The sequence below is a fragment of the Pseudomonas sp. BE134 genome (assembly GCF_031456105.1).
GTDB lineage: Bacteria > Pseudomonadota > Gammaproteobacteria > Pseudomonadales > Pseudomonadaceae > Aquipseudomonas.
In genome coordinates this window covers 91,083-118,078 of record NZ_JAVDUA010000010.1, presented here as the reverse complement: position 1 = coordinate 118,078, position 26,996 = coordinate 91,083, and the positions used below count along the sequence as shown (strand labels likewise).

The 26,996-nt window shown below is 56.0% G+C and carries 22 protein-coding genes and 1 pseudogene; 7 read left to right on the top strand and 16 right to left on the bottom strand.

Annotated elements, in window-relative coordinates; all coding sequences use genetic code 11:
- Nucleotides 1–157: 157 nt before the first annotated feature.
- Nucleotides 158–1,381 (bottom strand): methyl-accepting chemotaxis protein, encoded by a 1,224-nt coding sequence (locus J2Y56_RS10915; protein WP_405046850.1) that lies wholly within the window; start codon nt 1,379–1,381, stop codon nt 158–160.
- A 580-nt stretch (nt 1,382–1,961) separates the two neighbouring features.
- Nucleotides 1,962–2,366, bottom strand: a complete 405-nt coding sequence (locus J2Y56_RS10910; protein ID WP_007907888.1) for a TraR/DksA family transcriptional regulator — start codon at nt 2,364–2,366, stop codon at nt 1,962–1,964.
- 423 nt (nt 2,367–2,789) lie between these two features.
- Between J2Y56_RS10910 and J2Y56_RS10905 the strand changes: the two genes are divergently transcribed.
- Complete coding sequence (locus J2Y56_RS10905; protein ID WP_310350092.1) at nt 2,790–3,893, top strand: DNA alkylation repair protein; 1,104 nt, start codon at nt 2,790–2,792, stop codon at nt 3,891–3,893.
- A 254-nt stretch (nt 3,894–4,147) separates the two neighbouring features.
- The gene (locus J2Y56_RS10900; protein WP_310350091.1) at nt 4,148–5,107 is read left to right on the top strand and encodes a DMT family transporter; all 960 of its coding nucleotides are present in this window, start codon (nt 4,148–4,150) and stop codon (nt 5,105–5,107) included.
- Nucleotides 5,108–5,178: 71 nt separating this feature from the next.
- Here the strand turns inward: J2Y56_RS10900 and J2Y56_RS10895 are convergent, their stop codons facing one another.
- Both J2Y56_RS10895 and J2Y56_RS10890 read right to left on the bottom strand, forming a co-directional pair.
- On the bottom strand, nt 5,179–6,009 hold the full coding sequence (locus J2Y56_RS10895) for an ABC transporter substrate-binding protein (RefSeq protein ID WP_081502762.1): 831 nt from the start codon (nt 6,007–6,009) through the stop codon (nt 5,179–5,181).
- A gap of 76 nt (nt 6,010–6,085) precedes the next feature.
- Nucleotides 6,086–7,594: an ABC transporter substrate-binding protein gene (locus J2Y56_RS10890; protein WP_310338204.1), complete on the bottom strand. Its 1,509-nt coding sequence runs from the start codon at nt 7,592–7,594 to the stop codon at nt 6,086–6,088.
- A 696-nt stretch (nt 7,595–8,290) separates the two neighbouring features.
- On the opposite strand from J2Y56_RS10890, the gene J2Y56_RS10885 reads away from it, so the two are divergent.
- Both J2Y56_RS10885 and J2Y56_RS10880 read left to right on the top strand, forming a co-directional pair.
- Nucleotides 8,291–8,593 (top strand): hypothetical protein, encoded by a 303-nt coding sequence (locus J2Y56_RS10885; protein WP_310338201.1) that lies wholly within the window; start codon nt 8,291–8,293, stop codon nt 8,591–8,593.
- Nucleotides 8,587–9,969: a diguanylate cyclase gene (locus J2Y56_RS10880; protein WP_310350088.1), complete on the top strand. Its 1,383-nt coding sequence runs from the start codon at nt 8,587–8,589 to the stop codon at nt 9,967–9,969. Before J2Y56_RS10885 ends, J2Y56_RS10880 begins: the two co-directional genes overlap by 7 nt.
- A 499-nt stretch (nt 9,970–10,468) precedes the next feature.
- Here J2Y56_RS10880 and J2Y56_RS10875 read toward each other — a convergent pair whose 3' ends face one another.
- The 4 genes from J2Y56_RS10875 to J2Y56_RS10860 all read right to left on the bottom strand — a co-directional run bounded on the left by J2Y56_RS10875 (nt 10,469) and on the right by J2Y56_RS10860 (nt 14,244).
- Nucleotides 10,469–10,831 (bottom strand): DUF6124 family protein, encoded by a 363-nt coding sequence (locus J2Y56_RS10875; RefSeq protein ID WP_310350086.1) that lies wholly within the window; start codon nt 10,829–10,831, stop codon nt 10,469–10,471.
- A gap of 520 nt (nt 10,832–11,351) precedes the next feature.
- Nucleotides 11,352–12,371: a TRAP transporter substrate-binding protein gene (locus tag J2Y56_RS10870; RefSeq protein ID WP_310337841.1), complete on the bottom strand. Its 1,020-nt coding sequence runs from the start codon at nt 12,369–12,371 to the stop codon at nt 11,352–11,354.
- A 53-nt stretch (nt 12,372–12,424) separates the two neighbouring features.
- Nucleotides 12,425–13,705, bottom strand: a complete 1,281-nt coding sequence (locus tag J2Y56_RS10865; protein ID WP_007944696.1) for a TRAP transporter large permease subunit — start codon at nt 13,703–13,705, stop codon at nt 12,425–12,427.
- Nucleotides 13,702–14,244, bottom strand: a complete 543-nt coding sequence (locus tag J2Y56_RS10860; RefSeq protein ID WP_310337838.1) for a TRAP transporter small permease — start codon at nt 14,242–14,244, stop codon at nt 13,702–13,704. Before J2Y56_RS10860 ends, J2Y56_RS10865 begins: the two co-directional genes overlap by 4 nt.
- 547 nt (nt 14,245–14,791) lie before the next feature.
- On the opposite strand from J2Y56_RS10860, the gene J2Y56_RS10855 reads away from it, so the two are divergent.
- Nucleotides 14,792–15,418 (top strand): DUF4157 domain-containing protein, encoded by a 627-nt coding sequence (locus J2Y56_RS10855; protein ID WP_007944694.1) that lies wholly within the window; start codon nt 14,792–14,794, stop codon nt 15,416–15,418.
- Nucleotides 15,419–15,509: 91 nt separating this feature from the next.
- Here J2Y56_RS10855 and J2Y56_RS10850 read toward each other — a convergent pair whose 3' ends face one another.
- The 6 genes and pseudogenes from J2Y56_RS10850 to J2Y56_RS10825 form a co-directional block, all read right to left on the bottom strand.
- Nucleotides 15,510–16,508, bottom strand: coding sequence for a 3-hydroxybutyryl-CoA dehydrogenase (locus J2Y56_RS10850; protein ID WP_310350082.1), 999 nt, complete (start codon nt 16,506–16,508; stop codon nt 15,510–15,512).
- Nucleotides 16,508–17,614 (bottom strand): NAD/NADP octopine/nopaline dehydrogenase family protein, encoded by a 1,107-nt coding sequence (locus J2Y56_RS10845; protein WP_310350079.1) that lies wholly within the window; start codon nt 17,612–17,614, stop codon nt 16,508–16,510. The genes J2Y56_RS10850 and J2Y56_RS10845 overlap by 1 nt, the downstream gene beginning before the upstream one ends.
- A gap of 96 nt (nt 17,615–17,710) precedes the next feature.
- Nucleotides 17,711–18,685 (bottom strand): AraC family transcriptional regulator, encoded by a 975-nt coding sequence (locus J2Y56_RS10840; RefSeq protein ID WP_310337831.1) that lies wholly within the window; start codon nt 18,683–18,685, stop codon nt 17,711–17,713.
- An 85-nt stretch (nt 18,686–18,770) separates the two neighbouring features.
- Complete coding sequence (locus J2Y56_RS10835) at nt 18,771–20,126, bottom strand: MFS transporter (RefSeq protein ID WP_007944690.1); 1,356 nt, start codon at nt 20,124–20,126, stop codon at nt 18,771–18,773.
- 205 nt (nt 20,127–20,331) lie between these two features.
- The gene (locus J2Y56_RS10830; RefSeq protein ID WP_310350077.1) at nt 20,332–21,582 is read right to left on the bottom strand and encodes an OprD family outer membrane porin; all 1,251 of its coding nucleotides are present in this window, start codon (nt 21,580–21,582) and stop codon (nt 20,332–20,334) included.
- Nucleotides 21,583–21,959: 377 nt separating this feature from the next.
- A pseudogene (locus J2Y56_RS10825) lies at nt 21,960–22,076 on the bottom strand (LysE family translocator); the annotation flags it as partial.
- A gap of 235 nt (nt 22,077–22,311) precedes the next feature.
- On the opposite strand from J2Y56_RS10825, the gene J2Y56_RS10820 reads away from it, so the two are divergent.
- Nucleotides 22,312–23,799: a HAMP domain-containing sensor histidine kinase gene (locus tag J2Y56_RS10820; RefSeq protein WP_310350075.1), complete on the top strand. Its 1,488-nt coding sequence runs from the start codon at nt 22,312–22,314 to the stop codon at nt 23,797–23,799.
- A 42-nt stretch (nt 23,800–23,841) separates the two neighbouring features.
- Here the strand turns inward: J2Y56_RS10820 and J2Y56_RS10815 are convergent, their stop codons facing one another.
- Together J2Y56_RS10815 and J2Y56_RS10810 are read right to left on the bottom strand one after the other, a co-directional pair.
- On the bottom strand, nt 23,842–24,645 hold the full coding sequence (locus tag J2Y56_RS10815; protein ID WP_310350072.1) for a 2OG-Fe(II) oxygenase: 804 nt from the start codon (nt 24,643–24,645) through the stop codon (nt 23,842–23,844).
- 85 nt (nt 24,646–24,730) lie between these two features.
- A complete protein-coding gene (locus J2Y56_RS10810; RefSeq protein WP_310350070.1) occupies nt 24,731–25,537 on the bottom strand; it encodes a glycosyltransferase in 807 nt (268 codons plus the stop codon).
- A gap of 404 nt (nt 25,538–25,941) precedes the next feature.
- Here J2Y56_RS10810 and J2Y56_RS10805 point away from each other — a divergent pair, with 404 nt between their 5' ends.
- Nucleotides 25,942–26,982 carry a LacI family DNA-binding transcriptional regulator gene (locus J2Y56_RS10805; RefSeq protein WP_310350068.1) on the top strand — a complete coding sequence of 347 codons (1,041 nt, stop codon included), beginning with the start codon at nt 25,942–25,944 and terminating at the stop codon, nt 26,980–26,982.
- The last annotated feature ends 14 nt before the right edge of the window (nt 26,983–26,996 follow it).

Sequence of the window (26,996 nt, the reverse complement as noted above, 5' to 3'; positions counted from 1 at the left end):
CTGTAGCAGCTGGCGCAGCCTGCGTCCGGCTGCGTAGCAGTCGTAAATCCTCAACGCGCGGATTTCCTGAAACAACGCTTCGTTTGTTTTCACGACTGCTACGCAGCCGGACGCAGGCTGCGCCAGCTGCTACAAGGTTCGCTACGATATTGGGCCTCTAGCGAGGACTCTGTGGCTTGTAACCCAACCGCAACCCACCCCAGTGCCGGCCCTTGAGCATGATCGGCACCGAGAGGTCGTGCATCAGTTCGCCGGTGTCGCGGGTGTACGTCTGCAACAACACGGGTTGTTGATGGCTGCCACAGCGGATACCGGTGCGATCGGCGAATTTACGTTTGGTGCGGTTTTGCAGGGTATCAACCTGCGTGTCTCCGGTTAGCGCCTGGCAGAAGACCGTGTTATGGGTCGGCACATACCCCTGCTGTGTGCAGGCGATGGCAAACACCAATCCTTCATGACGCGGTAGCAACGGCTCCTGAATCGCCGGCAAGACCTGATCGGTGTAGCGGTCGAAACGGGTTTGAAACTTGACCGGGCTGGTTTTGGGGATCGCCTGGTAATTTCGGTCAAACAGGTCATCAAGGCTGACACGCCCCTGGTCGATATCCGCTTCGAAACGTGCGGCAATCTGACTCGCGCCTTCGCGGGCCAGGTCATAAATACGTTGGTGATAGTCATCCAGGCCGACTTCGGCCAGGCGTTCACTGATGGATTCGGCCTGACCTTCCATTTGCACGGCGGCCTGGGCCAGACGCTGGGTCTGTTGGTCGCTGACCGCCAGATCGCTGCGCATCTGTTCGATGGCATGGAACAGGCTGTCGAGTTGTTCGCGATTGGTGTCCGCGCCCCGAGCGATTTCCCCGACCTGATGTTCAACGCCAGCGGCCAGCCGCGCGATGTTTTCAAGGTGTTGACCGGTGTGCTCGACTTGCTCGACACCGCTGTCGAGGTCGCTGGACAGTTGGCGAATCTGCTCCACGACCTGAGCGGTGCGTTGCTGGATATCGGCCACCATCTCGCCGACCTCACCGGTCGCTGTCGCCGTTCGCGCCGCCAGACCGCGCACTTCATCGGCCACGACCGCAAAGCCGCGACCGTGCTCACCCGCCCGCGCGGCTTCAATAGCGGCGTTCAACGCCAGCAGGTTGGTCTGGTTGGCGATGGACTGAATCACCAGCGTTACCCGCTGGATGTCGTCACTGCGCAGGCTCAGGGCCTCGATCAACTCGCGACTGTTGCTGGCGCGCTGACTGAGTTGATGCATTCGGGCGATGGATTCAATCAGCTCCTTGCGCCCTGCTGCGCCGCTTTGATGAGCTTCGCTGGCAGCACCAAGGGCTTCACGGCTGAGTTTGGAGGTAGCCTGCTCGGTCGCGATCATCACCTCGGCATTGCGGACAATTTGTGCCGCCGCGCTGAGTTGCGACTGCAGTTTGTCCGCCAGTTGCTTGACCGAAAACGCTACGCCGGCTGCGGATAGCGCGTTATGACTGGTGGTGTAGGAAAGGTCGCGAGTCAACGCGGTGATGGTACTGGAAGCGTCCATCGAGGTGACTTCGGGCGTAGCGCGGGAGCGTAGACGCGGCAACCACACAATCAACACGGCCAAGGGCAAGCCAAGGTAAAGCGACCAGCCACCCAGCGCCATGCCGCTCAACAACAGCATCAGGGCGACACTTTGCAGGGTCGGGGTCAGCCAAAGGTTTTTCGGCAAAAGCACTGGCGCAGGCGCTGCCGCCGCCAGAGATCCGTCTCTCGTCATCTTCATCACCCCATGACCTTCTAATTGTTGTCTGCGTATTTAACGCCACTACAAGGCCATTATCTATGATCCATTAGTCGTGGTTTTTGCAGCCGAACAATAGAGGTGCGCGAGGTTTTTCGCAGACGAAAAAAAGCATCGCGGGCCAGCCCTGCTCCTTTTGGAGTGAGGCTCGCCCGCGATGCGGGGCGCTACGAAATCAGGCCTGACGCTGGTGCTTGTCGATCTGTTCGTGACGCTCTTGAGCTTCGATGCAGTACTTGGTGGTCGGGCTGATCAGCAGGCGTTTGAGGCCAATGGCCTCGCCGCTGTCGTCGCACCAGCCGAAGCTGTCTTCTTTGATGCGTTCCAGAGCCTGTTCCAACTGAGGCAGCATGCGCTGGTCGCGATCGATCGCGTTTACCAGCCAGGTGCGCTCTTCTTCAACGGAAGCTGCGTCTGCCGGATCGGCCGGGGTGTCCAGGCTCTCGATGGCGATGCGGTTCTGTTCGATGCGCTCATGGGTTTCGACTTTCATGTTCTGCAACAGCTCGGAGAAAAAAGCGTGCTGCTCAGCATTCATGTAGTCATCCGCCGGCATGGCCAGCAACTTGTCCTTTGTCATTGATATCTCTATAAAAAAACGTGCATTAAGGCGAATTAGGGAGCGTTCCGGCGGACCTGGTGAGGCCATCGGAAAGGCGCCGTTTATTCCAAGCGCCACCCGGCACTCAATTTACGAGGGGCGGCAGTCTAAGGCCGACTTGAGGCCCCAGCAACTGAAAAGTCAGCGAATTTGTCCGACAAGGTACGTAAAGTGCTCTATGGCAACCGTTGCCGCCGTTATCGGAGTGCGTTTATAGCAAGAAATTCAATTGAATGGCGGTATATAGGAGACAAAAGGCCGCGCAAGGCCTGATGCCGATCAGTCAAGGAGCAAAGTCCGTCCCGCGATGGTCCTCTGAAGGAATGTATTAATGAAAGAAACGCTTGAGGCATTCATCAGTACCCCCGATAACCTGAGCCACCCCCTCAACCGGACTTACCCATGACCGCCGCCGAACAGCCCTCCCCGGCGCTGAAGGATATCTTCAACGCCGAACGCCTCAAGCACATCGCAACCGAAATGACGGCGGTTTACCCCGACTTCAACGCCAAGGCCTTCCTGAAGATGGCCAACGATGGCCTCGTCGACTTGTCGATCATGCAGCGCATGGCCCGGGTCAGCGAAAGCCTGCACGCGGTGCTGCCGCTGGGCTATGAAGAAACCCTCAAAGTGCTGCGCGCCCTCGCCCCGCGCCTCAACAGCGGTTTCGTCAGCATCTCGCTGCCGCATTACGTGGCGCTGTATGGCGCCCATGATTTCGAACAGTCGATGGACGCGCTCAAGTACTTCACCGCGTTTGGTTCGGCGGAGTTTGCGATCCGCTATTTTCTGCGCAGCGATTTACAGCGTTCATTGGCGCTGATGCAGCAATGGTCGCGGGATGACAATGAACACGTCCGGCGTCTGGCCAGCGAAGGCAGTCGACCGCGTTTGCCGTGGTCGTTTCGGCTGGAACAGATTCAGGCCGATCCGACACTGGCCGCCGCCATCCTCGACAACCTCAAGGCGGATGAAAGCCTTTACGTGCGCAAATCCGTAGCCAACCACCTCAATGACATCACCAAGGATCACCCCGAGTGGGTGCTGGATCTGATTGAGGGCTGGTCGCTGGAAAACAGACACACCGCGTGGATTGCCCGGCATGCGTTGCGCAGTTTGATCAAACAGGGCAATCAACGGGCACTGGCGATTATTGGGGCCAGTGGCAAGGCTGAGGTCGAGATTATTGAGGTGAAGGTCGAACCGGCGGTGATTCGTCTGGGGGAGAAAATCACACTGTCGTTTGTGGTGAAATCCACGGTAGCAGAGAGTCAGCGGCTGGTGATCGATTATGCAATTGACTACGTCAAAGCCAATGCCAGCACGTCGGCGAAGGTGTTCAAGCTTAAGGCGGTGACGTTGCCTGGCAAGGCGACTGAACGGGTCAGCCGTGGTCAGCAGATCAAGGAGCTCACCACGCGCAAACACTATGTGGGCGTGCATGCCGTGCACATCCTGGTGAACGGCGAGCGCCTGGCCAGCACCTCATTCGAAATCATTGCCTGAAATATACGGTTTCTGTAGGAGCAGACTGCTCGCGAAGGGTATCTGATTTGGCACTGCGAAATCGGGTCATACGATCTCCACCCATTCACCGAGGCACACAAAACTGCGCTAAAGCCCAACAACAAAGCCTACAGCCCTCCCAATCTCTCTTGCCCGACCTACCCGAATACGGTACAAAATCGACCAAGTTGTACGACAACATAATAAAACACCCACGCCATCCCGAGTTGGCCTGTCACCCTTCGAGATCTGCCATGCCCCGCCCTACCTTAGCGCAAACCGTACCGCCGCCCTTCCCCCGCCATCTCGCCGTGATCATTCTTATGTGCATGGGCTGTGCGTTCGCCGGTAACCATGTGGCGGCGCGGGTCGCTTTTGATGATGGCGCGGGGGTGTTGCTGGCTATTTTGATGCGTTCTGGTGGGACCTTGCTGGTGCTCGCCATCCTGGTGCTGTGGCAAAGACAAAGTCTGCGTCTGCCGGCGGGTGCCTGGCGCTGGCAATTGCTGTTGGGCCTTCTGATTACCGCGCAGAGCCTGTGTCTGTACTCCGCCGTCGCACGGGTCCCGGTGGCGCTGGCGCTGCTGGTGGCCAACGTGTTTCCCATCCTGCTGGCGTTGCTCACCTGGGCGCTGGGAGGCCCGAGACCGACCGCTCGCACAGCTTCGTTGATGGGTTTGATTCTGGTGGGACTGGTGTTTGTGCTGGACGTCCCCGGGCGTCTTTCGACCACGACCAACGTCGGCCCGGAATGGCTGCCGGGCGTCGCGCTCGCATTCTGCGCCGCCAGCGTGTTCGCCTGCGCGCTGTGGATCACCGACCACAAGTTGTCTCAGGTACGTGGTTCGGTGCGCAGTCTGTTGACCATTTTTATCGTCTTCAGCAGCGTCAATCTCGCGGGAATGACTGGCGCCCTGCCAGGCGGACTAAACCTGCCTGCGACCTCGACAGGATGGCTGGCCCTCGCCACCTTGGTGGTGCTGTACGGCACCGGTTTTATCGTGCTGTTCATTTCGGTGCCTCGGCTGGACATGCCACGCAATGCGCCGGTAATGAACATCGAGCCTTTGGCGACGTTGCTGATGGGCTGGATTGTGCTGGATCAAATGCTCAGTGCGGGACAGGTTCTGGGCGGGGTGATTGTGGTCACCGGCATCGTTTTGCTGACGTACCGCAAATCAGCTATCAAGGCTGAGGCCAAAGCCGTGGTGTGAGAATGCCTCGATAGGAGGCCTCTTCGCGGGCGAGCGTTGCACCAGGTTTTTGCCCCTTTTTGTGAGGGTTCCTAAGGCTTTATACCAATCAATTGCTGATATTCATCTGTGCGCTTTAGCGCCACTAGCGCCTTATTGAAGCGCTCCAGTGCCGGCTGCACATTCATGGCTTTGCTAAAGGCCAAATGTAGAGGGTCGCGAACCAGGGGTTTGGGTAGCATCACAAATTGGTTTCGATTGGCCTCAAGCCCAGGGTCCGAGGCCAGTATGACTTCAAGCCCGGCAATGCCATTGCCAATAATCGCCACATCTATGCGGCCGGCCAGTAACTTCAGCAGTCTCGATTGCCCACCGTTTTCACGTTCCACATGCAGCTCGCCGTTACTGATGGCCTGATCAACGACTTCACCGTAGCTGGCACCAGACAGACCGCCGAGCTTCTTGCCCTGCAAGTCTTTGAGCGTATTGAAGTCAAACTCATGGCCTTTCAAAACCACCAAACTGATGTCGTCGTCGTAAATCGGTAGTGAGAAATCGTAGAACTTTTCGCGAGCCTCGTTACGCGAAATATTGGTGATACCACCGTCGCTATTTTGAGCATTCTTCAACGCTCGCTTCCATGGCAATAAGCGCAGCTCATAGGTATCGCCGGTATCTTTTTCCAGTCTGGCGAAGATCGCCGGCAGGATTCCAGCGGTCTGATCGTTATCCAGGTAAATAATCGGCGGGTAGCTATTGTCGCCATAGATCACCAGATTCTCGGCGCTAACGCACAGCGTCACGCAAAAAAGAACGCACACGCAAACCGCAGCAGAGCAGTAGCCTTTTATCGTCATAAGCGTCTCTTCTGGGGATTCCTGAAGACTATCAGGCAACTGAAAATGTGTTTGAGATCTTCCCATTCAATAATTCCCTGACCCCATGACCGATGATTACGCTGATTGCAACGCGCGGGACGTGCAGTTCGTAAACAGGTTCTCAGCCCTGCGCAGTGATACTGGCTTTACTTCGGAACATGGCGGTATCGGCCTTGAAAATCAGCTCGTCGAGCAGTTCACCATCTTCCGGGTACAGCGCCACGCCAAGGCTGGCGCTGACCTTGATCTGGCTGTTTTTCCAGGGAATGGCCTGGGCGATGACCTTGCAGATTTCCTGGGTGACGCGCTGGATATCGCGTCTGTGATGCGCGCCGTCGAGCAACACGACGAATTCGTCTCCGCCCATGCGCGCGGCTAAATCGGACTCTCTAATATTGGATTTTATGGCCCAAGCCGCGTGGATCAGGATGGCATCGCCAGCCTGGTGGCCGAAACAGTCATTGATCTGCTTAAAGTGGTTCAGGTCGATATAGCATAGCGCCAGGTGTTCCCCACGGCGCTTGGCGCTGAGCAGCTTCTGATTGGCGAAGGGAATAAAACTGTTGCGATTGGGTAAGCCAGTCAGGCTGTCATTGAAGGCTAGCTTGCGCACTTCCTCTTCGGCCAGTTTGCGTAACTTGATCTCGTTGCGCAGGCGGCGCTGGGCTTTCAATAGGGCCAGGGTGAAAATCAGCGCCAGAGCGCAGCCAATGCTGATCATGACAATAATCTTGCGCAGCCGCTCGACAAGCTGTGGGGGGTTGGGATCGTAGATGAAGTCTTTCAGACCGTCGATGCTGGTGACCATGCCCAGTTCGAGGAAGGCTTCAGCCATACGTTGCCAGCGTCCGGGGTTCATGTGGCCGATCTCGATCAGGTCGGGCAGCACCAGCGCACGCATGGCTTGGGCTTCGAACTGCAAGTGTGCGCGGGTTTTCTCCACCGAATACTGATTGAGCAGCAGGTCAATGATTGGCTCGGGGTTGTCCATCGCGTAGCGCCAGCCACGCAGGCTGGCGCGGCGGAAGGCTTCGGCCCGTTGTGGATGTTCGTCGATCTCGGCCTGGCTGGTGAACAGGATGTCGCTGTAGAAGTCGATCCCGTAGGTGACAGGCGAGATCACGTTGTAGTCGATACCGCGCTGTTGCAGGTAGAAGGGCTCGTTGGTCAGGTAGGAGTTGAAGGCCGTCACTTTGTCGTTGGCCAGGTCCTCAACGTTATAACTGCTGGGCAGCAATTTCAGTTTCTCGAGGTCTATGCCCTCGTGGCGGAACATGGCCAGAAAGTCGGCGTCGGTCTGTGCATCCATCAGCATCACCGGCTTGCTGATCAGGTCGTGCACGGTGTGAACACCTTTGTCGGCCCGCGCCAGGAGCACTGAGGGGGAATGCTGGAAAATCACCGCCAATGCCACCAAGGGCTTGCCGTGCAAACGTGCGTAGAGCAATTCGCTGTTGGCTTCGCCGTAATGGGCGCGCCCGGAGAGTACTTCTTCGACGGGTGTGATGCCGGGGCCACCTTCGTGTAGGCGCACCTCCAGACCTTCTTCGCGGTAATAGCCTTGGGCGACGGCGGCGTAGTAGCCAGCGAACTGGAACTGATGTTTCCAACGAAGCTGTACGTCAATCACCTGCAGGACGTCATCCTGTTGGTTGACTGGGTTCGCCCATGCTGCCTGGGCTGAGAGCAGCACGAAAAACAGCAGCCGACGCAGCTGAGTCGACAGAAGTCGCTCCGGCTCGCGTGGCGTGATAGAGCAGCAACAGAGACTGGGCATGTTGATCGTCAGTGAGTCGCGGTTAATGCTTGGCGTGCTTATGATTCATGGCATTGTGGCATCACTGGACGGTGCCAGCAATCACGTGCGGGGATAAGAAAAACGGCTGTTACGGTTTCCCGAGTTCAGCACGAAAGCGACCCGCACCTCACCGGGTGAAATTTTGAAACGCTCGGACTCCAAGCACTGGGTAAGAGTAGTAGCAGACAAGGCGCGCAAGCAGGTGAAACAGCGAATATGCGAGCCTATGGGGGCAACTGCTTCTGGCCGGCAACAGCCTTTTGCTACAGGCACGAATCGGCCAATTCCGGTCATTCAATGTGGACAGAAATTACTGGAATGCATCAAGTCGTAAGCCGTTATTAGTGGAATTCGATTCAATGACTGGAACTCGGCCATAGCCGTCTATTGCCCTTATGTTTCCCGCCCAAAGCAGTCATTTGGAACTAAGCTACTACGAGCCATTGACCGGCGCCGATACAAGCGCCGCGCATTTGCCAGACGCTGTTGTAGGCGTTAGGCCACTTGAATGTCCGTCAACGACCCACAATGACTGCTAAACGGTTGTTTGAGCGTCGCGAAAAAAATGGAGATTTCATTTTGACGCAGGAAATCGTTGACCAACTTCGTGGTTTGCTAGCGAAAGAAGAGGTGATATCGCTCTATCTCTCTATTCGCGACGAATCCATGCGCCTCGAAGATGAGTGGCGCGCGGGTTCAGCTGGAACAGTCGAGCAAGCTGAGCCGCTTGATGCTCTGTGGGGTGGTGGCGGTGACTGTAGCGCCGCCATTGTCGAACGGTGGCGTGGAGTTGCTTGCCTCAGTCGTGAGTGGGCGCAATCAAAATGCTAGCGGTTAAGCAGTGGATGCAGCTGATCCTCGGCGGATTGGTTTATTACCTGTGCGCGCGCTTCGGCATGCTGCTGTTTTCCCTGCAGCCGAGCAATATCACCCTGCTCTGGTTGGCCTCGGGAGTCGGTCTGATTCTGGTGCTGCGGGTTGGCGGGTTGGCGTTGCCGGTAATTTTTCTTGTCAGCCTGCTGGCGAATTACCCGGGGATGAGGCACGAGGGCGCGCTCTGGCAGTCCTGGCATGTATTGATTGCCGCCGCCGCCGACACCCTGGTTGCCTTTCTCGCGGCGCGCTTTTTGAAAGGGAAGTTACCTGCTGGCTTGCAGCGTGCGAGTGACCTGGCGCGTTTTAGCTTTTTTGTGTGTTTTTTGCCGACCGCGATCGGTGGCCTGCTGATTGTGCTCAACCTGGCGTGGGGCGGTTATATTCCATCGACCGAGGCGGCGGGGTTGCTGCGCAATCTGATTCTGTCCGACAGCCTCGGGATATTACTGATCTACCCCTTGTACCAGGCTTGGCCAGCGCAGCTTCCGCATGGCCGTGAATGGGGCTGGGTGTTAGCAAACCTGCTGTTTTGCGGAGTGCTGCTGGCGCTGGACATCTGGGGCGTCAACGGTTGGTTCTATTTCATTTTGCCGGGCCTGTTTTTCTTGGTCTTCCGGGTACCGGTGGGGGGCGTCTACCTTGCATTGCTGCTGGCGGTGGCAGCGATAGTGGCGCTGAGCGCCAAACAATTGGGGCCTTTCAGTGAGTTAAGCGCAGAGGAGGCGCACTTCATGTTGCAGGGGTTCGTCTTCTCCACCACCTATGTCAGCCTGAGTCTGGCCTTGAAATACCATCATTTTTTGGAAACCGATGCGTCTGGGCAGCACTGGCAGCGCGAGGCTCTGCACGATCCGTTGACCGGTTTGCTCAATCGCCGCGGTTTTACTCCGCTGCTGGCCAACGAGCATCAACGGGCCATGCGCAGCCTGCGCCCGAGTGCGCTGGCACTGATTGATATAGACCATTTCAAGAAGATCAACGATCGCTATGGACATCCAGAAGGCGACTATGTGCTGCAAGTGTTGGCGAAGGTTTTGAGTACGCAGTTGCGCGATATCGACAGCCCGGCGCGGGTCGGCGGCGAGGAGTTCGCCATCCTGTTCCCTGAATCGAGTGCCGCTCAGGGGGTGCTGGTGCTGGAACGCGTCCGGCAGCACCTGGCGACGCACCCACTGCGGCTGGCCGGCGAGACGGTCACGGTGACATTCAGTGCTGGCGTCGTGGAATTCGCCGGTGGAACCGAGGGCGTTGAGCAGCTGTTCGAGGCGGCTGATCGCAGCCCTTATACCGCCAAGGCCAGCGGCCGAAACCGCAGCGTGATGGCCACCTAGAGTAGAAACAAAAAAACCGGAGACGTTGCCCGTGGCGCTTCAAGCCTCGACCACTGCGGCTCTTCTTAAGGAACTGACCAGGCACTCAAATGGATGGAAAACACGATGGAACACCCTGTGGATAGAATGGTGTACCAACCCATTCAGTAAGTACGCAACCCGATGCCTAACCATTCCATCGAGAGGACTCGCCCCATCAATCCAGGTCGAGCCTCTTATGTCAAACACTAACGTCGGCATGTCCGCTTCTTAATTGGGCCACCGGTCGCTATGGCCGACGAGCCAAAGCTCGAAAATTTTGGGCACGTAACCGTAGCACCCACAAAGCTGCCGCTGGCACCGGAGAAGGCCGAGCGTCTGCAGAGGGTCGATTTCTGCCTGTCGCCACTGTCAGCCATGGGGCTTTTTTATCGAAAGCTAATACGTCATGCATACAGATGCCAACTGACTACCCCCCTCTGTGACGACGGACTATCCGACCGCCACAGAGGGTGTGTACTTACTCCTTCAACTCAACCTTATCCAGCGCCTGATTCACCGCCAATTCCCCCAACATCACCACTTGCGTAATTCCCAACAACGTCTTGCGGTGTGAGTTCTCCAATAACGCCGCGAAATTGCTGAGCATGGTGGTGGCCGAGCCCAGAGATTCGCTGGCATTGGCCAGCAGGGATTCGGTGTCGTACTTGGGGTTGGCAAGGAACATGGGTTCGGGTTCGTTCGTGCTGGCCATGATGTGGGCCGCCGGATTGAAATAGTGGTCGAGGGCGCGTTCGGCCGCTTCGTGGAATTTTTTGGAATCGAGGGATTCGTAGGGCGATGCCGGATCGGATTCCGGTGGGTTGGGTGTTGGTTTGAACATAGATGAAACTCCCGTCACAAATTTTAAGGAGCCATCACCCATGCTACCAAACGATGGGTGGCGGCCATGCGTGGGTTGGTAGACCGGTTGCGACAGGAAACCCGGCGCTCACAGAGGAGCCCCACGCATGACCACCATAAAAAACCGAGTCCAGAAAAAAGACTCCATAAGGTGTCGCCATACGACTGTCACAAGCGGGCTACCAAACCCGATCACTGTTTTTCAGTGACCGGAAAACGATATAACCGCCCCAACAGTCGTACAAGCCGGCGGATTCTGTCTTACCCGTAGGCGATGACGCAAGGCGTTGTAGCCTTTGGGTGGTAACAGGAGGCTTCGTTTAAACAGGCGGGAATTTTGTTGTTTAAGCACCAACAAAACACAGGAATTTTCTGGTGGGTACGGGCGGTGTTGCGACAAATTCGCTGATTTGACACCTGCTCGGGAGCGGGTCTCTGAGCAGGCGTCACATCAGCAGGCATGCCAGCACACCCTTGTGGGGTATGCATGACACTTCAGATCATTGAGCCGAGCGCACCTTGGCAATTTCTTTGTACATCATTGCCACCAGGTCAGGGTTCAAGCTCTTGGAGAACTTGTCGATAACCGGCTGTACGCGTGCGCGGAAACGATCTTTCTCCTCAGGAGAAATGTCATTGACCGCAACTTTGCCTTCGATCGCAGCGCGCGCCTTGTCCATGCTGGCAGCGGTCACTTCGCGTTGGTACTTCTGCGCTTCGGTAGCGGCTTCGCGAATCAGCGCCTTCTCGTCGTTGTTCAAAGCATTCCAGGTCTTCTGACTAATAATCAGCGACTGCGGGTTGAAGATATGGCCAGTCACCGATACATACTTTTGTACTTCGAAAAACTTATTGCTCTCAATCACGGTGAAGGGGTTTTCCTGACCGTCGATGGTGTTTTGCTCAAGACCTGTATAGACCTCGGGGAATGCCATCGGCACCGGGTTTGCACCCAGGGCAGAGAAGGTTTCCAGGTAAATTGGCGACTGGATCACGCGGATCTTCAGACCCTGCATGTCCTCCATCTTGGTCACCGCATGTTTGTTGTTGGTCAACTGGCGAAAACCCAGATCCCAATAGCCTAAGCCAACCAGACCTTTACTATCCAACTGTGCGGCCAGCTTTTCCCCGACCGGCCCGTCGATCACCGCGTGTGCTTCATTTACATTGTTAAAAAGAAAGGGGAAATCAAGCATCGCAAAATCAGCGGCCTGGGAGGCCAGAATACCGGAGTTGAGCACGGTCATATCCAGCGTGCCGCCTTGCAAGGCGGAAACAGTCTGCACGTCCCCCCCCAGGGTACCGCCCGGGAACAGCCGTACTTTGAGTTTTCCTGCGCTCTTCTCGCTGAGCAGATCGGCAAATTTCTGTGCGCCCTGGCCTTGCGGGTGTTCTTTGACATTCTGGAAAGCGAAACGCAGCGTGCGTTCGCGAACTTCATCAGCGTGACTGGCAACACTGGCCAGAAGCAGTCCAGTAGCACAGGCGCTGGCAAGCAGGGTCTTCATCAACTTATTCATCTTATTCTCCGTTCATTATTATTAGATGTGGCGTTACACAGCTTCCACCGGTATTACCCTGTGAAAAATTTCAGCGGCCCCAGGACCAGTTGCGGAAACAGGACCAGCAGGAACAGCACCGTAAGTTGCGCAAGCAGGAAGGGCCAGACACCCCGTATGATTTCATCCATTCCTATTTTGGATACTCCGCATACCACGTTGAGCACCGTGCCTACAGGAGGGGTGATCAGGCCAATCGCGTTATTAATCAAAAACAGAACACCGAAATAGACCGGGTCGATACCTGCCTGGGTAACCGCGGGCATCAGCACTGGCGTCAGGATGAGGATGGTCGGCGTCATGTCCATGACTGTGCCGACCAGAATGACCAGCAACATAATCACGACCAACAGTAGGGTCTGATTACTCATGAACGGTTCAAGGATCGCCGCCAACTGGCCGGGCAGATCGGCAATAGTCACCAGCCAGGATGAAACCATAGCGGCAGCCACCAACAGCATCACCACAGAGGTGGTCTTGGCCGATGACAGAATAAGCTCATACAACTGGCTGACTTTTATTTCCCGGTAGATCACCAGCGCCACGAAGAGCGAATAGACCGCTGCCACTACCGCCGCTTCTGTCGGCGTGAAGATGCCGAATTTGAGACCAAATACAATGATCAGTGGCAGGCCCAGTGCCCAACTGCCGTCGATTAATGTACGCAGCACTTCGGCACGCGAACGCTTGGGTGGTGTCTCGACATTCTCGCTACGCGAGATAAACCACCAGGCGATAGCCAGTGCCACACCAAGCATAAGGCCCGGCACAATACCTGCGAGAAACAACTTGGAGATCGAGACCCCGGACGCGACGCCGAAGACAATAAAACCGATGCTCGGAGGGATGATAGGAGCAATGATGCCACCGGCGGCGATCAATCCGGCCGAGCGACCTCGGTTATGCCCTGCCAGTACCATCATTGGCACCATCAATGCCGCCAGCGCTGCAGCATCCGCTACCGCTGAACCGGAGAGCGAGGCAAGCAGGCAAGAGGCGATGATCGCTACATAGCCAAGACCGCCACGCTTATGCCCGACCAGCGCCATGGCGATATTGACGATACGCTTGGACAGGCCACCCGCATTCATGATTTCGCCGGCTAACATAAAGAACGGCACGGCCATCAGAGGGAAACTATCGGCACCATTAAGCAAATTCTGCGCGATGATCTGTGCATCGAACAAATCCAGGTGGAACATCAACGCCACACTGACCAGCAGTAAAGCAAAGGCAATTGATATACCCAAAGCCATGGAACCGAGCAGCGAACCCAGGAAGATAGCCAGAGTCATGGGCGGGTGCTCCCGGGATTGCCATGTTGCGCAGTCCGCTTCATTGTCTCGCCAACATCGTTGACGTCTTCACCGCGTTTGTCGAAGAGCACCAGATAGAGTTCGTAAACGATGATGACAGCGGCGCTGGCACCGAATACCAGACCTGCACCATAGAACAAAGCCATGGACAGGCCTGATGCTGGAGCGACCACATCCAGGTTGATCACTGCCTGCTGCCAACTTCCGCTGAAGATCAGCCAACAGATAAACAGCGATAGCATGTGTCCCGCCACCAGACAGGCTCGTTGACCCAGGGGAGGAAGCCGCTTGACCAGGCTGTCCATGCCAAGGTGGGCGCGATCCTTGAGTGCCACAATGGAACCAAGAAAAATCATCCATACGAAGAACCAGCGCGACAGCTCCTCAGACACACTGATACCGGAATTAAAGGCATAGCGTAGAACGACGTTTCCGAAAACCAGCACAACCATCGCTAACATGCAAAGCACAATTAACAGTTTCAACAGCTTGAAATACAGATCCACTATTCTTTTCATTATTTGAATCTCTCAGACTTTTTATTGCAGCAGGCCTCGCGACGCGATAGCACCCACGAAAGGCAGGCCAATATCGGATCGTAGAATTACCTGAGGACGCTCTAACTTGAAGCGGCAACTAAAAAGTTTATTTGAGACGATGCGAAACCATTCGAGGTGCAGAGCAGAGGTGGGGAGGCAGCATTGAGAGTCGGTAGACTGTTCAGCATGGGAGTTTCCTCTAATTTTTTTTATTGAGGCCTTAGCAGGGCAAAGCAATCGCCAATCAAAATGTACGAACCAGTTAACCCGGTCAATAGACTGTCGTCAGCCTTGCGCTGACTTTGTAGCGTCCAGCCACTCATAAAAGCGAGATAAAAATTCATAACCGAATGAATACAAAGGGAAAACTCTATTTTCCCCTACCAAGACATCGGGTACTGCAAGCACACACGACGCAACAAAAAGCGTGCGATTATCGATTGATTGCTTCCACCCACCTCCAGGCCACACTCACTATGCCGGTTGTGATCCACTGTTCGCCCTGCGTCCGTCTCTGGAGCGCCCAATGCCGCCCATCACCCTGCGCCTGGTGACGCTGTTGGTTCTTTGCCTGACGCTGGAAGTGTCAGCCCAGACCAACGTCTGCCCGACGGGTGAACAACAGGTGTGTCTGGACGACTGCTTCTGCTTGCCAGACATGGGACAGCTGCTCGCCCCCCTGCCTGATGGCCTCTACCAGTACGCGGCACCCGCCTTGGCGCTGTGGCTGACCCAAGCTCGCGATGAAGCCGCCATGGCCGGCCTCCAACCCATTCCACCGCACATCCGGGAGCAACTGCTGCGTTGGTACGATCCCGGCGTTCTCGATGCCGTGCGCTACAAAGTCAGCGATAACGGCCATTTCAGCGCAGCCACGGCCATGCTGCAAAACCCCGATATCGGGGCCTTGACGCTGATCGATATCATCCTTTTCCGGGACGCTGAAACCGCCGAAGAAAACATCGCACTCTGGGCGCACGAGCTAAAGCATGTGCAGCAGTTTCAGGAATGGGGGGCAGAAGGATTTGCCCTGCGCTACACCCAGGATTTCAATGTTGTGGAGGCGCCGGCTTATGCCATACAGGTTGAGGTCAGGCAGTGGGTACGGGCGGCGGAGCGACAACAGCAGTGTGTCAGCCAACATCCATGTTGAATGGGCTGCCGCCATCGTCGGAACGCCGCCCGGAGCCGGCTCGCTCCCACAGGGTTTGGTGTTTTATCTGAAGAGTATTCGGGCCCAGGGCTCAGGCCCGACTCAAGGCGCCATCGAACACTGGCGTCAACCCCGACACCTCAAGCTTGCGGACAAAGGCGCCGATACGCTGCTGCTTGTAGGCGTCCACGTCCAGATCACGGTAATCGTAGAAACCCTGGCCATCGCGCAAGCCATTGCGGCCGTTTTGCATATTGTCGGTAATCACCTGTGGCGACTCGAATCGTGGTGCCAGCGCCCCACTCAGGTAACGCGAGGCATAGTAGAGAATGTCGCCTCCCCCCCAATCGATAAACTCAAGCAGGCCCAGCACCGAGAAGCGCAAACCAAAGCCGACGCGTACTGCGGTGTCGATATCTTCTGCGCTGGCCACGCCCTCTTCCACCATCCGCGCGGCTTCGTTCATTGCCAGTGCCTGGATGCGCGGCACGATATAGCCAGCCACCGGATTGCACACCACCGGCACTTTGCCGATCTGCTTGAGCAGTTGCAGCAGCCGTTCGACCACCTGTGGGCAGGTTGCTGCGCTGCGGCTGACTTCCACCAGCGGCATCAGGTACGCCGGATTGAGCCAGTGCGCGTTCACGAAGCGCTGCGGCTCACTGACCATTTCGCTCAACTCGGTAACCAGAAAGGTCGACGTGGTCGACGCGATGATGGCCGACGCCGGGACATGCTCGCTGACCCAGGCGAAGGTTTCCTGCTTGACCTTGATGACTTCCGGCACGGCTTCGAACACCAGGTCGCACAGGCGCAATGCCGCTGCGGCCCGGGACCTGGATTGCAGCGTCAACCGGGATATCGCGATGTCCGCCTGTTCCGGCTGGAGCATGCCTAGGCGTACCAGCATCTGTAGTTCACTGCGGATGTTGGTTCGCACACGCTCGAAGTAGATCTGCCGCTCATCTTCGGCGCGATCCTTGATGTCGATGAGGGTGACCGGCAGGCCCGCATGGATGAACGCCAAGGCAATGCCCTCGCCCATCCGGCCGGCACCGACGACGCTGACTTGAGGCAGCGCGGCGTTCATTAGTTGTAGCCCTTGGTCAGTAGCTCGGTCATCTGCGCCCGGCTCAGGTTGGCCAGACCGAGGTTTTCCAGGGTGCGACCCTCAGCGTAAAGATCACGTGCAGCGACAACCGAGGCAATGCTCAGCAGGCCTTGCGCCACCGGGGTCGGCACACCGGCCCAGCGGCCGACGGACACCAGGAAGGACAGGCCCAGGCGGGTGTCTTCCAGCATGTACCGATGCTTCTGCAGGTCAATGTCTTCGCGCCAGTCGCCGCTGTCGGTCAACTTGCCATGGGCGCCGCGACCGTACATCCACTCATCGCCGTCGGTGGTGTTGTAGTGGTCGGCCAGCGGGAAATGCGGCGCGCCGTAGGTCAGTGCTTCGCGCACGGCCATGCGCTCGGCATCGAGCTGGTTGGTCACGCGACGAATCGACGGTTGGGTGCCTTCGTTATGAATGTCCCAGGCCTCGAAATGCTCCAGGGGGCCCGCGTTCATCATGATCAGCGGCGGGTGGATGATGGGACCTGCGTTCATCAACGCACCGCTCAGGGCGTCTTCAATCGGCTCGACGCTCGGGTAGGCCTCGCGCAGCACAGCGAAGGCGTGCTCGGACAGGTTGCTCGGGAACACGCCGGTCGGCAGGCGGGTGGCGTAGCAACTGATCACCAGGTCGCTGGCGCCATGCTTGCGCACCAGGTACGGCAGCGTGCCGGTTTCCGCGAAGGCGACCTTGCTGTGGTTGCCCGCATCGGCCATGGCCTTGGCGAACACGTAGCTGCCGAAGGTGCCCGGTGGCAGGAATACGACTTGACCGTCATGCAGGTGCGGTGCGACGTGCTTGGCCAGGTCTTCGTGGGTGGTCGATGGCAGCGGGATGATCACCAATTGTGCGTCGGCCAGGGCTTCGGCCAGGTCGTCGGTGAACGACAGCATGTCGCCCTGCTGGCCGACGGATAACTGGCGAGTGCCTTTGTAGTCCTTGATGGTCAGGCTGCCGATGGCCAGCAGTTCCTTCAGCGCGGCGGAGTCCCGACGCCACAGGCGGGTCTGGTGCCCCTTTTCAGCCATTTCGACAGCAGCGGCGTAACAGCCGTGACCACCACCCAGCACAGTAATATTCATGCAGATACTCCTTTTTGTTAGAGACTCGATCCTATCGAGCCGCACTGTCACGAACTCCTCCGATTGCGCAGCCGACTGACGGATTACGCAGATGACTCAATGCTTCTGTCGCCGCAGGGTGTCCGACGGCAGGCAGCCATAGCGTTGCCGATAAGCGCTGGAAAAATGCCCGAAGCTGTTGATGCCGTGACGCAACAGGATATCGGTGACGGTCTCACCGGCCCTGCCCTGCTTCAGCGACTCATGGATCAGCGCCAGACGACGGTCACGGATGTACTCGACCGGTGCTTGCTGGAGAAACTGCTTGAAGCCGTTCTGCAAGGTGCGGACCGAGACACCACATAGCTCGCTCAGGGTTGCCAGGCTGATCGGTTCGTCGAGGTGCGCCTCGATATAGTCGCGGGCCTTCTTCACGTGGTGCGGCAGCGGCGCGCGCGAATCGAACAAAAGATCCGCGGAGTAGTTATGCGGCAACTGTGTGAGCAACAGTTGCATCAGGTATTCGGACAGGCCGCTGGCGATGCGCGAACCGTCCACGCCGCTGCCGTAAAGCCGGCAGATGTAGTCCAGGGTGTGAAAGAGACTGACCACGCCGGCGCCTAAATGGTCGACGCTGACATCGAAGATCACCGACTGCCGCAGGCTGCGACCGAGCAGGCGCTGCAGTTGCGTCTCCAGGGCATCACGGTCCACGCGCAGGATCAAGTTGCGGCATTGGCCATCGGTGACGATGCGGCTTTGCGCGAACGGCGAGGAAACGCTCAGGTAACCCGACTGCATCGCCGCGCTGCGCCGCCCGTGGGCCACTTCGCAATGCCCCTGCAAGGTAATGCGAAACAGATATTGATCGGCAATGTCACCGATGGTGATCTCCACCGGCGCGCCATAGCGCAAGTCGAGCAGCGCCGAATCGCCGAAGAATACGCCATTGAGCCGAGTGTAAATCGGCTCATCTCGCAAGACGTTGAAGCTGTGCGGGCACAGGTAATGGCTGACCTTGTCCCTGATCTCACGGTAATCGGCCGATCTGAGCAGGCTGTGCCGTTCCAGCAGGTGTACGTCATTCAACATCAGCGATTCTCCTGACCTGAAGCGGATCGGCCCCGCTGCGTGGAAACGCAGCGAGGCCGGGGTACCGAACATGGACTTTTTTATGTCACGCCTGGATCGGGTGCTCCCGGGCATAGCTTTCGCGGAAGTGACGGCAACCACGCCATAGCAACAGCACCGTCAATGCCGACGCGCCGCAAATCACCAGCGACATCGACGAGCCCACCGCCGCTGGCGAACCGAAGTAACGGTCGGTCAAGAGCGCCACCAGCGTGGTACCCAGGCCCAACCCCAACAGATTGCTGATCAGCAGAAACACCGCCGAGACCTGCGCACGCACCTGATTCGGCGCGAGGATCTGCATCGCCGCCGTGGACGCTGGCATCGGGAACGAGGCGAAGAACATCGCCGGCACCAACAGAGTCACCGACAGCCACAGTTGATCGGCTTGAGGGAACAGCACGGCCGGCACCGCCATGCCGAGGGCACCGATCACGCCAGTGCGCATCGCCGCGTCCTGATGACCTTTCTTGGCCAGATAGTCAGTCAGCCATCCACCGAACAGCACCCCGGCGGTGTTGGCCAGCAACAGCACGGTGCCGAGCATGTAGCCTGCCTCCATTGGCGACAGGCCGAACTTGCGGATATACAGCGCCGGGCTCCAGCTCATCATGCAGAAAAGGACCATGGCGTAAAACGAAAAGCCCAAGTAATGGCAGGTAAAGGTGGCACGGTGGCGGCCGAGGAAGCGAAAGCCATCGCTCATCGCAACCTTCTTGGCCCGACCCTGTGCATCGACCTGCAGGCCTTTGCGCGCCGGGTTGCGCACAGTGAGCCAGATCAACAGACCTACCAGGATGCCGGGCAAGCCGACAATGAAGAACGCCAGTTGCCAGGCCTTCATCGCACCAAGAAAAGCGACCTCGATGGTGTTCATGTCCTTGAGCATGGCGATTACATAACCACCGACCAGAAAGGCCAGACCACCACCGACGAACGAGCCGATCGAGTAGATACCCACTGCGCGGCCGAGTTTTTCCTTGGGGAACATATCGCTGAACATCGAGTAGGCCGAAGGCGACAGGGCCGCTTCGCCGACGCCAACGCCGATGCGGGCGAGGAACATGTGCAGGAAGTTTTTGCTCAGGCCGCAGGCGGCAGTCGCCAGGCTCCAGAACACCACACCGACGGCGATGATCTTCGGTCGGGAGAAGCGGTCGGCCAGATAGGCGATGGGCATGCCCATGAACGCGTAGAACAATGAAAAAGCCAGACCGTGCAACAAGCTGAACTGGGTGTCACTGATCTGCAGGTCGGCTTTGATCGGCTCGATCATCAGCGCCAGGATCTGCCGATCCACGAATGAAAAGATGTAGGCGATCATGCACAAACCGACCACGTACCACTCGTAAATGTAGGTTTTCTTCTTCTGCAGGACCGCGTTATCGACCTGAATATTCACTAGTGTTTGCTCCTCTTGGAATCCGCTCAAGCGCGCAGCGCGCCGGGTGAAGGTGCGCAAGACACCGACTGGGAAATTGCTGGGCAGCTACCTGCCGCAGGCAGGCGGATTGCATGAGAGATGTAAAAAACGATGGGTTCACACATAGTCAGGCCTCTTATTGTTATGGGGTAAAACACCAGCGAGTCGCGCTCGGCGACAGCGTTTACCAGAACTTCCAGGTGTAAGTCGTGGCGAAACGGAACTCGTTGTAGTCGTAGCCGTACTTCTGTTTCACATCGATGTTGCGCAGGTCCAGGCCCAGGCCTTGCAGCGCCCCGCTCTGCACCACGTAGTTGAGCCCCAGATAACGTTCGCTTTCCTCGTTGTCGCTCAAGTTGCCGCCGCGGTCCCAGTTAGTTCCCTTGTAGTAACGGGTGAAGAACTTCAGCCCCGGCACGCCCATCCCGGCAAAGTCATAGCTGTAGCGCGCACCCCATGACTTTTCATCGGGACGGATAAAGCCTACCGACCCCCAATGCACCAGGTAGGGTTGCGGGATATAACCGTTCATCGTCGGGAACACACTGTCACCGAGCATGCGCTGGTAACTGAGGCCAAACATGTGTGCACTCTTGAGCAAGCTGAACAAGGCGCCGTAGGAACGGTTATCAATTTCACCGTCCAAAGCACTGCCGGCTTCATTGTTATTGAAGTAGCGCAAGTCGGTTTTAAGCTTGTAGCCATTGCCCAGATCAGCCATGTGCATCAGGCCAAAATAGTGCTGCTGATAAATATCCTGCAAGACGCCATAGAAGTAACTGGCTTGTAAGTTCTTGGTAATGTCGTAAGTGGCTCCGGCAAAGTCCAGGCCGTCACTGTCGAGATTGGCGGGGGTGCCAAATTTGTACAGTTTCCCGTGGTTAGAAGATTCCCGTGTAACGGCAGACCAGAAACGGCCGCCGGTCAGCATCAACCCATCGACTTCCCTGGACTCGACCACGGCCCCTTGGTAGATGGTGTCCAACTGCCGACTGGTGTCATCGAACGCCACCGGTAATTGCGGGCGAAGATCACCGACCTTCAACTCGGTCTTGTTGTAGCGCGCCTTGAAGGTCGCACCGGCGCGGCTGTAGTCAGGGGCCGTCTGCTGATTGCTTACGCTGTACGGCAACGAACCATCGTTGCCCGACGAATCCAGGCGCACGGCGTATTGTGCATCCACATCCAGGCCGATGGCCAAGGCCGTATCGGTGTAGCCGGAGGTGAATTGCGCATCGAAACCCTGAGACCAACTATGCACTTCAGACACGGGCGCATTGTTATTGGTGTAGTTGCGGTGCAGGTAGAAGTTACGTGTATCTACTTTAAAGTGACTGTCATCCACAACTTCGGCATGCGCCGCCCACGGCGAACAGATCAACCCCAACACGCCGGCAATACCAAGCCCACGGCGAAATTGCTTTACCTCATACATCTGACATCTCCACATCTTGATGTGCTTGGGCACTGTTTTTATAAGAGCAGAATCAAACCAGCCACAAAAAACGCCGACAGCGGGAAGTTGCCGTGCAGCTATTAGCCACACTCAGGCGGATTGCGAGTGAGATGTATTGGATGTTGGGTATGAACATAGCAAGGCCTCTTGTTGTTATGGGGCAAAACGCCAGGCGAACTCAATGGAACAGTCCGCGACCACGCCTCGCCGCTTGTCTACGCAAGGTAATTGAGTAGACGCCGCGCCGGTATTGAGACGAACAGCATCTGCGGGGGGGAAATCTTCAACCCGGCTAAAGTTTTCCCTTAGTCGACTCAGAAGTGGAACGAGGTGCACATCGACAGGAATTGTTCGACCTACACCCGTACAGTCAGCCAGGCAGACACGAGCAGCAAAAAAGCCAGTGCATGGTTCATGCGTTTGAAGGCCTGCGGCGAACCAAAAAACCGGGCACTACCCACGCCCAGCAACGCCGGGCCATAACAGCAGGTCGTGTCCTGACAGGCCCCTTCACAGGGGGATTGCCCCCAAAGTTGGCTGAAGTTCCCCAGCCATGCGTTTTCTTTCGGGCTGACGCATGCCTGAAAAGTCCATTTGCTCCGTCGCAGGCACTAAACAGAACGATGACGGGTTGGCTGGCACAGAGAATGCTGGGTATTCATCGAGAACTCATCAAGTGGTTCGAGCAGCACAACCGGGATAAGCCGCATGCACAGGACACGCTCCATTCAGCCAGCTTCAGCTATTTTCAGACGCTTGGATCGGGGGGCGGCCGACCCGATTGCGCCGACCAACCCACCCAACCTCTTGCGATGGTTTTCGATCATCAGCTTCATCCTGATCAGCGTGATAGCCATTGGACTGGGTTCGGTGACGACCCGATTCCTGGTTATCGAAAGCCTGGAGCGCGACGCCCTGCTGTCAGCGCAATTTATCCAGACCATCGCCCTGGGTGAGATACGTCACCACGGCTTAGCCGGAATGCGCATGGGCGACGTTTTGGCAGCCACCCATTATGGGATGCTGTCGGAAGAAATGTCGCAGAACAGGCAACGTGCCCGCTCCGAGTTCCTCGACCACCTTTCGCACCTGCCGGACTCGCTCCTGATCAGCATCTACTCCCCTCTTCGGACAGTGATGTGGTCGACCAATCCGCAGCTTATTGGACAAAAATTTCTGAACGACAAACCCCTTGAAGCGGCATTCAGCTCCAAAGACCGGGTTTCCACCAAATACAGCAACGCCGATGAACTCCGTCCTGAACAGCAATTTTTGCTCGCTCCCAAAATGTTCTTCATCGAGAGCTACATCCCCCTGGTAGATGATCTGGGGAATACGCTGGCAGTGGTGGAAATTTACAAGGAGCCGGCCGATCTGATCGAGCGGCTCAATCGTGGCCACTGGATAATCTGGCTGACTACGGCGGCCGGCGGGCTGCTCCTTTACTTCGGGCTGTATTGGATTGTTCGAGGGGCATCGATTCAGCTGGCATCACAGGAAGCTCAGCTCGTCGCCAACAAGACCTATATGGGCCTGGTCGAAATGTCCACGGCGGTCGCTCATAGTCTGCGCAATCCACTTGCCTGCATCCGCTCCAGCGCAGAATTGGCGAGCGACATGGACGGCCAACCTGCCAGGAAGAATATCGACGACATTGTCGGCCAAGTGGATCGGATGTCGCAGTGGGTGCACGAATTGCTGCTGTGCTTGCGACCTATTCGTGGAGAGGCAGAACTGGTGGACCCCATGATTGTGGTCCAGGCCACGCTGGCCGGCTTCAACGCGCAATTGGCTCAGTCAAGAATCCAGCTCGAGTTCAAGAATGAGCCCACCCTGCGGATCATCAGTAATCCACTTTTGCTTTCTCAAATTTTGAATAGCGTCATTGCCAATGCTATAGAGGCTATGCACGGCGGGGGGAAATTAACCATCCAGGCCAATGTGGATGAACCCCATCAATGGCTGCATCTCATCATTGGTGACACCGGCAATGGAACGTTACGGCAACAAGAATTGATGGCGTTCAAAACCTTCTACACCACCAAGCAAGGCAAGCTGGGTATAGGGCTGATTATGGTGAAACAGATCATGGAAAGTTTTGGTGGAGAAGCCAGTCTGACCCACCATGAACTACAGGGAACATCCGTACGCTTGAGTTTCAAGGTGGTGGAAAGAAGAGCCAGCGCGTTGCGCTGACCCTCATCGATTGGCTAAATCGTTCAACGGGCGTTTCGTAGCTTAGTTTTTCTTCTTGATGAGTTTATTCACGTAGTACTTGAGGCTTAAACGATCTTTGGGTCTTGGCTTGTAGTGGGTCTTGTTTCTTTGTGCGGGATCGATCGCCATGGTTCCCGCGGTGTAGTAATAAAGCGCTATAGACCTGCGCGTGATGTGCTCTGGAGTAGTCAAAGGCTCTGGGTGCCCATGATTGCTGTCTTTGTCTGTATTGAAGATGACGCAGCGATTGTAAATCGGTAGAACTTTCTTAAGGCAGGTCTTCATATTGACATCCCAAAGTTCCAGATGACCGCCGTATTCCTCTTGCCAGTTTTCATTCAGATAAATGATGATATTCAGTCTACGCTCAACATTAAGCTTTTTGTTGAGCCTGAAATCCGAGTGCACCCCAAGGAAACCACCACTCCTGGTTTCGTGCAGCCCGCCACCGCTAAAGTAGGGATCGGGTATCAAACCTTCGATGCCTGTGAGCTTTTCAAGAAACTGCAACATGGGCGCCGAGTTAAACGCGTTAAAAACGGTCTTGAGAAAAGGGCTGCATTCATTGGGACTGATTTGACGTTTTAGCTGACCTTTATAGCCGCGCTCGTAGAGCATTTCGTTGTTGGTTGGCTCGACAGGAAAGTTCGAGCATATACTTGCAATCAGGTCTTCGTGCAAGAAGTTATCGATAACGATGTGCGGAAATGGCGTAGCCTGAACATAGTGGCTGGCCAATGAATGACCAAAGGCGCTGGCGGCGTTTTGGTCGAAATCAAGCCCCGATGAGAGGGTGATGGGTAGTGTTTGAGTGATGGGTGCCATTACCGCTCCAATAACTTAATACAAAAAAACCTGTTGAATGAATTAAAACAGAGTCAACCGCATTGCTTGCGCACGCCTGATTGACTCATGCTTTGCTGGTTTCCTTGTTCAAACGCTTAAGAATATTATTGTACATTTTGGTTCGCCTATGAGTCGATTCATAGCCCCCGGCCGCTGCGACAGTACCAGACTGAATATGATCCAGATAGCTGAAAATTTTACGCGGCGATAACATTTCAACAGCATAGCCAAGCTCGGTCATGCGGTCTTGAAGGGTATAACCAGGAACACGATCGTCCATCGAAAAATGCAGGCCGTGCTGTTTTATAAGTTTGCAGTTCCACAACGTACAGAAACTCTTCAAGTACACTTCTCTGTAGGGTTTTGGTTCTCTGGAGCGTAACCCTATAGAAATTTTCAGCCGTCTGAAATGGTGCTTGAATAGTCGCGAGCTAAAACGCCAAAGCGTTCGCGTGGTTCCACGATTTAATTGTTCCACACAACCGACGGCTACGACCTTTTTATTATTAACGCACTTATTCAGCATCATTGGGAAAACATTTTTATCGAACACAAATGTATCTGTATGCAAGAGGAATAAATAATCAGTTTCAACTCGCTCCAAAACCAGATCAAGTGCTTTGCCATGCGCGATATGACCTGCCTCTGGCTCAGTGATTGAGCGTTCGATTAAATTAATCCAGTCAAGTGACTTCAAATACTCAGTGCTTTCATCGGCAGAATAGTTATCAACTACCCATATCGGGACGCTATCACCCAGATGTTGGTGCAGCAAGTCCAAACATATCTTGGTGATTTCTGGTGTTTTGTAATTTACTATAACTATGCTAAATGCATTAGAGTTATCAGCCGATAAATTAGCGCTACTCATCGTTTAGACACTCAACGTATTATAATTAGATGCAGCGTTAATTGAGCTTGCATCGAGTCGTCGCTTATAGCTTCGCATTTGGTTTCGCATGATTATAATCCTAATCGGCCAAGATTCTTTTTCATACGCTGAATAGCCACAAGCATAGTCAACTCAAAGCCTGATGGAGAGGAGCATGTCGTTTTTCATCTTATAAGGATCCACCCTACAGGTAAATATCCGTGAGTTATTTTGTTACTTCTGAAGGCTGCGCAGGCGAGCTTTTGGGGAGCCAGCTATCGGCCACATAGGCCATTCTGGACACCTGACTTTGCACCCAAAACCAGGCGTACCTCATGGTATGGCCGCAAAAAGCCCGCTAACATCCGCTACTGTTCTTACTTCGTTGAATTGCCGGGTGCTTTGTGGCCAAAAAGTCGAAACGTGAGATTGCCGCCGCCAATGGCAACTCTGAATCTCCGCTCACCGTGGCTGACGTGGCTCTCAAAGCAGGTGTTTCACCTATTACAGTTTCGCGCGCCTTGCACCGCCCGGAGCTGGTGAGTGATGCCACCAGGCAGCACGTTTTGGAAACGGTGCGTGAGATGGGCTATGTGCCCAATCTATTGGCCGGTAGCCTCGCCTCTAGCAAAAGCCGACTGGTTGCCATTCTGCTTCCCACCATAGGCACCTCCATATTCGCCGGCGCGGTACAAGCCATCATGGATCGGCTGACCGAGGCTGGTTATCAATCGCTCCTGGGGCCGACCGGGTATTCCCCTGAAAATGAGGAAGTCTTGCTCGAAGCCATTCTGGGCCGACGTCCGGACGGTATCGTTCTGACAGGCACCCTCCACACTGAAGCCAGTAGAAACCGGCTTGCATCAGCCGGTATTCCGGTCGTTGAAGCCTGGGACCTCAGCGATACAGCGCTGGATATACAAGTCGGTTTTTCTCATGAAAAAGTCGGTGCGCTCGTCGCTGATCACTTTTTTGCGAAGGGCTACCGACGATTCTCGGTTATTTCAGTGGATGACCCACGAGCCATTCGACGCTGCAATGGCCTGATTGAAAGACTCAAGCAGCATGACCTGCTCGACGTGCCGGTAGAAATCCTGCCGCTGCCTGCAACGTGGGAAGTGGGCAGAGAAGGCTTGAAACGACTTCAGCTGCGCGCATCCCCTCCCGAACTGATCTTCTGCAGTTCCGATACGCTAGCCTTCGGCGTGCTTGCGGAAGCCGCCAGCCAGGGCTTGCGCGTCCCTCAAGACATCGCCGTGCTCGGATTTGGCGACATTACCAATGCCAAATTCGCCCACCCCGCCCTGTCCACCGTCAGCGTCAATGCCGCGACAATGGGCCGCGAAGTGGCCGAAGCGCTGCTCAGAAGATTTTCCGGCGATGGTGATTCCTCCGTAAGCCAGATGGATACCGGCTTCGAGCTGATCGAACGCGCCAGCACCTGATTCAATTTTGAAAA

Bases quoted from the DNA above. Each gene is read 5' to 3' on its own strand.
- J2Y56_RS10915 (WP_405046850.1), bottom strand. From the start codon at position 1,381: ATGATCGCGACCGAGCAGGCTACCTCCAAACTCAGCCGTGAAGCCCTT.
- J2Y56_RS10910 (WP_007907888.1), bottom strand. From the start codon at position 2,366: ATGACAAAGGACAAGTTGCTGGCCATGCCGGCGGATGACTACATGAAT.
- J2Y56_RS10905 (WP_310350092.1), top strand. From the start codon at position 2,790: ATGACCGCCGCCGAACAGCCCTCCCCGGCGCTGAAGGATATCTTCAAC.
- J2Y56_RS10900 (WP_310350091.1), top strand. From the start codon at position 4,148: ATGCCCCGCCCTACCTTAGCGCAAACCGTACCGCCGCCCTTCCCCCGC.
- J2Y56_RS10895 (WP_081502762.1), bottom strand. From the start codon at position 6,009: ATGGGAAGATCTCAAACACATTTTCAGTTGCCTGATAGTCTTCAGGAA.
- J2Y56_RS10885 (WP_310338201.1), top strand. From the start codon at position 8,291: ATGACTGCTAAACGGTTGTTTGAGCGTCGCGAAAAAAATGGAGATTTC.
- J2Y56_RS10880 (WP_310350088.1), top strand. From the start codon at position 8,587: ATGCTAGCGGTTAAGCAGTGGATGCAGCTGATCCTCGGCGGATTGGTT.
- J2Y56_RS10875 (WP_310350086.1), bottom strand. From the start codon at position 10,831: ATGTTCAAACCAACACCCAACCCACCGGAATCCGATCCGGCATCGCCC.
- J2Y56_RS10870 (WP_310337841.1), bottom strand. From the start codon at position 12,371: ATGAATAAGTTGATGAAGACCCTGCTTGCCAGCGCCTGTGCTACTGGA.
- J2Y56_RS10865 (WP_007944696.1), bottom strand. From the start codon at position 13,705: ATGACTCTGGCTATCTTCCTGGGTTCGCTGCTCGGTTCCATGGCTTTG.
- J2Y56_RS10860 (WP_310337838.1), bottom strand. From the start codon at position 14,244: ATGAAAAGAATAGTGGATCTGTATTTCAAGCTGTTGAAACTGTTAATT.
- J2Y56_RS10855 (WP_007944694.1), top strand. From the start codon at position 14,792: ATGCCGCCCATCACCCTGCGCCTGGTGACGCTGTTGGTTCTTTGCCTG.
- J2Y56_RS10850 (WP_310350082.1), bottom strand. From the start codon at position 16,508: ATGAACGCCGCGCTGCCTCAAGTCAGCGTCGTCGGTGCCGGCCGGATG.
- J2Y56_RS10845 (WP_310350079.1), bottom strand. From the start codon at position 17,614: ATGAATATTACTGTGCTGGGTGGTGGTCACGGCTGTTACGCCGCTGCT.
- J2Y56_RS10840 (WP_310337831.1), bottom strand. From the start codon at position 18,685: ATGTTGAATGACGTACACCTGCTGGAACGGCACAGCCTGCTCAGATCG.
- J2Y56_RS10830 (WP_310350077.1), bottom strand. From the start codon at position 21,582: ATGTATGAGGTAAAGCAATTTCGCCGTGGGCTTGGTATTGCCGGCGTG.
- J2Y56_RS10820 (WP_310350075.1), top strand. From the start codon at position 22,312: ATGCACAGGACACGCTCCATTCAGCCAGCTTCAGCTATTTTCAGACGC.
- J2Y56_RS10815 (WP_310350072.1), bottom strand. From the start codon at position 24,645: ATGGCACCCATCACTCAAACACTACCCATCACCCTCTCATCGGGGCTT.
- J2Y56_RS10810 (WP_310350070.1), bottom strand. From the start codon at position 25,537: ATGAGTAGCGCTAATTTATCGGCTGATAACTCTAATGCATTTAGCATA.